The organism is uncultured Nostoc sp. (genome assembly GCF_964245445.1).
In the GTDB taxonomy this organism is placed as follows: domain Bacteria; phylum Cyanobacteriota; class Cyanobacteriia; order Cyanobacteriales; family Nostocaceae; genus Nostoc.
This window is the reverse complement of the sequence record NZ_CAXTNE010000452.1, coordinates 1-3726: the sequence shown is the minus strand read 5'-3', so window position 1 is coordinate 3726 and position 3726 is coordinate 1. Positions and strand designations below refer to the sequence as shown.

Genomic DNA, 3726 nt, shown 5'->3' with positions numbered 1-3726 from the left:
TCATCAGGCTTTTGAGCTTGTCCATTAACCCAAACGCATCTTTGAATTTTTTGCATAAGTGCTTTGAATTTTAACTACTTTTTCTTTTTTTCTGTACAAGCTACTGTTTAAACTGTCCGGAAATTTCAGATACGCAAACAGTATCGAAAAAACAAGCATGATACAGCAAATAAACGCAGAACGACTTATCTTAGTTACCGGAGCTACGGGCAATCAGGGCGGCGCGGTGGCGCGTCATCTTTTGCAGCACGGAAATTTCAAGGTGCGTGCCTTTGTGCGTGACCCAAACAAGCCCGCTGCTCAAGCACTCCAACAAGCAGGGGCAGAACTCGTAGTCGGAGAGTTTAGCGATCGCGCTTCCCTACCGTCGCGTTTGGATGACCACAGATGATTTTCTACTCACAGGTTTAGGCAATTAGTGCGGCGTATCGACCGTGAAATGCAACAGGGCAACTTGAGTAAATCTAAAACAGGAGCAAATTCAACCTCATGGAAAATCCAATTAATGATCTTACGACTGTAAATCCTCAGGACGGTCAGATTCTGTCAGTTGTCGGTGATACCTACCGCCTGGTGATCACCGGTGAACAAACTGGAGGAGCTTACGCCGCCATTGACATGCTGATACCGCCGAAAGGTGGGCCTGGACCCCACGCGCACGCCAACTTTCAAGAATCTTTTTACGTCCTGGAAGGGGAAATCGTGGTTAAAACTAAAGCCCAGTCCTTTGTTGCCCAGAAGGGTTCCTTTGTCAACATTCCCAAAGGCGGGGTAGTGCATGACTTTAAGAATGAGACAGATACAATAGCGCATCTGTGGTGCGTGGTAGTTCCCGCAGGACTGGAGAAATTCTTTCAGGAGATCGGGACGCCTGTAGCGGCCGGAACCTTTCTGCCTCCCCCAATTATGGATCAGGCAGCGCAGCAACGGATGCAGGAAATTGCCAGAAAGTATGGTCAGGAAGTGTTCCCGCCAGACTATCTTGACTAACGAATCACGATGCTTTGCTCAGATTTTGGTACGCGACCGATCGCCGTTCCTGACCCCTTCAGATCCTAAACGTACTCAGGCGGCATGCCATCCGATCATCTGCCGCGTCCCATTAGGCGGACAGTTTAGGGATCATAATGGCGTTAACACAACTATCACTGACAGGATCAGGCATATCTCGGTCGCGGGCGATACCTATACCATCCTGCTGAACGGCGACCAGACTGGCGATCGCTTCTGCCCGATCTGACCAGTTTCTGCCACGAGCAGCTAAGACGTCATGCAGGGTAGGACGAACCGCGCGGGCCGATCAGAAATATTGGAAGTCGATTCACTGATGAAACTGCACATTCCCGACTCACTGCATCTCGATATTGAGACGCTCACCTTCTGAAGCAATGGAAAAAGCTGGTTGGCTCACGGTACTAAATATATTTCATTTTTAGTGCTGCATTTTACCATACAGTCTTTATGTTTAGAATGAAATAGCCCTGATTATAGTTGAGGTCTAAGCAGTGAAAAACTGCCAAGGAGTGTAAAAACCAAATTCACCCACATATACATCAAAACTATTGTTAAAATCCAGATAATTTTAAGTTAATATTTCTACCCCACTCCTATGAGAGAAACTGTCCTAGAGGTTCGCAATCTCCAAGTTGAATTTCCCGGTGATGGCAATACTGTCAGAGCTTTGGATGGTATTTCCTTTGGGCTGCATCGAGGTGAAACTCTAGGAATAGTAGGAGAATCGGGGAGTGGTAAATCAGTGACAGCCCTAGCTGTGATGGGTTTGTTGCAAACTCCCGGTATAGTGACTGGCGGTGAAATCTGGTTTCGTCCGCAAGAGAATGCTAACCCTATCGATTTAGTAACATTGCCTCCTGAGCAAATGCAGTTACACCGGGGTGGCGACATCGCCATGATTTTTCAAGAACCGATGAGTTCGCTTAATCCGGTTTATAACATCGGGTTTCAGCTAACAGAAGCGATTATGCGGCATCAAAATGTGTCAGTAGCCCAAGCACGACAAATTGCGATCGCAGGTCTACAAGAGGTAAAACTTCTACCTAGCGATGAAGAGATTCAGCAGCAGTATATCGAAACTTGGCATCAAACCAACAGCAATTCATCTAAACCAGAACCATCAAAGTTGACACAGTTGGTTAAAGAACACAAAGAAGCCATGCTAGAACGCTACCCTCATGAACTTTCTGGGGGTCAGTTGCAACGGGTAATGATTGCAATGGCAATTTCTTGCAACCCATTAATTTTAATTGCCGATGAACCAACCACAGCTTTGGATGTGACGGTGCAAGCGACTATTTTGGACTTGTTGCGAGAATTGCAGCAAAGCCGTGACATGGCAATGATTTTCATCACCCACGACTTGGGACTAATTTCGGAAATTGCTGACCAAGTAGCGGTGATGTATAAAGGTAAAGTTGTCGAATCTGGTACTTCTGAGCAAATTTTCAGCACTCCCCAGCATCCATATACTAAAGGTTTGATAGCTTGTCGTCCCACACTCAACCGCCGTCCCCAAAAACTACTTACCGTTTCTGACTACATGAGTGCAGAAGAGACAGCAACGGGACAAGTAGTAATTCAGCCGAAAGAACCTGCACAACCCACAGAAGTCACTACCGAAGAGATTGCTGCAAGATTGGCAAACTTCAATGAATTGGAACCCCTGTTGCAAATCCGCAACCTGAAAGTTGGTTTTCCAGTGCGCGGGGTGTTCGGTGGTACAAAACGCTACAATATGGCAGTTAATGGCGTTTCTTTTGATGTCAAACCAGGAGAAACACTAGGTTTAGTGGGAGAATCTGGTTGCGGTAAAACCACCCTTGGCAGAACCTTGCTGCGATTAATTGAACCGATGAGTGGTCAGATTATCTTTGAGAAACAAGATATTACTAGCCTCAAAGGTGAACGGTTGCAAAAACTGCGGCGGGAAATGCAAATAGTGTTCCAAAACCCTTTCAGTTCGCTCGATCCACGGATGAGGATTGGGGATGCGGTGATGGAACCATTGTTAATTCACGCAGTGGGTAAAACAAAGCAACAACGACGCCAACGTGTAGCCGAACTCTTAGAACGGGTGGGGTTGAGTGCAGATGCGATTAACCGCTATCCTCATCAGTTTTCTGGTGGTCAACGCCAGCGAATTTGCATAGCCCGTTCTTTGGCATTGAATCCTAAGTTTATCATCTGCGATGAATCAGTTTCAGCACTGGATGTTTCAGTGCAGGCGCAGGTATTGAATCTTCTCAAAGAGTTACAGTCAGACTTTCAGCTTACTTATATCTTTATTTCTCACGATTTAAGTGTAGTGAAATTTATGAGCGATCGCATTTTAGTTATGAATCGTGGTCAAATTGTTGAAGAAGGCACAGCCGAAAGCATTTATCAAGAACCTAAAGAGGAATACACGCAAAAATTAATTGCTGCAATTCCTACTGGTAGTGTTGAACGGGTGCGAAATCGTCATCTACGGGCTTTATAGTTCAAAGGGCGGTTATAAACCAATACACTTGGGTTAAGCATTTCTTTCTTCTCTTCCTTCTCTTTCTTTGCGTTCTTCTCTACGAGACGCTACGCGAATGCGCCCTACCCTGCGGCAAGCCGCTTTGCGTCTATGCGGTAGCCTGCGGCAAGCCGCTTTGCGTCTACGTTAAAAAAATTGACTTTGACAAAGAGTTAAGCCTTAACTTCCGAGTTCAAAGGCTCAACTTC

At 46.0% G+C, this 3726-nt stretch carries 3 protein-coding genes; all 3 read left to right on the top strand.

All coding sequences use genetic code 11. The annotated features are described in order from the left end of the window. The first annotated feature begins 157 nt into the window (after positions 1-157). The 3 genes from ACFE90_RS37040 (at position 158) to ACFE90_RS37030 (ending at position 3496) form a co-directional block, all read left to right on the top strand. Positions 158-391, top strand: coding sequence for an NmrA family NAD(P)-binding protein (locus ACFE90_RS37040; RefSeq protein ID WP_375507218.1), 234 nt, complete (start codon positions 158-160; stop codon positions 389-391). Positions 392-489: 98 nt separating this feature from the next. Continuing rightward, positions 490-990, top strand: a complete 501-nt coding sequence (locus ACFE90_RS37035; RefSeq protein WP_375507217.1) for a cupin domain-containing protein — start codon at positions 490-492, stop codon at positions 988-990. Between the two features lie 619 nt (positions 991-1609). Continuing rightward, positions 1610-3496 (top strand): ABC transporter ATP-binding protein, encoded by a 1887-nt coding sequence (locus ACFE90_RS37030; protein ID WP_375507216.1) that lies wholly within the window; start codon positions 1610-1612, stop codon positions 3494-3496. Positions 3497-3726 lie beyond the last annotated feature (230 nt).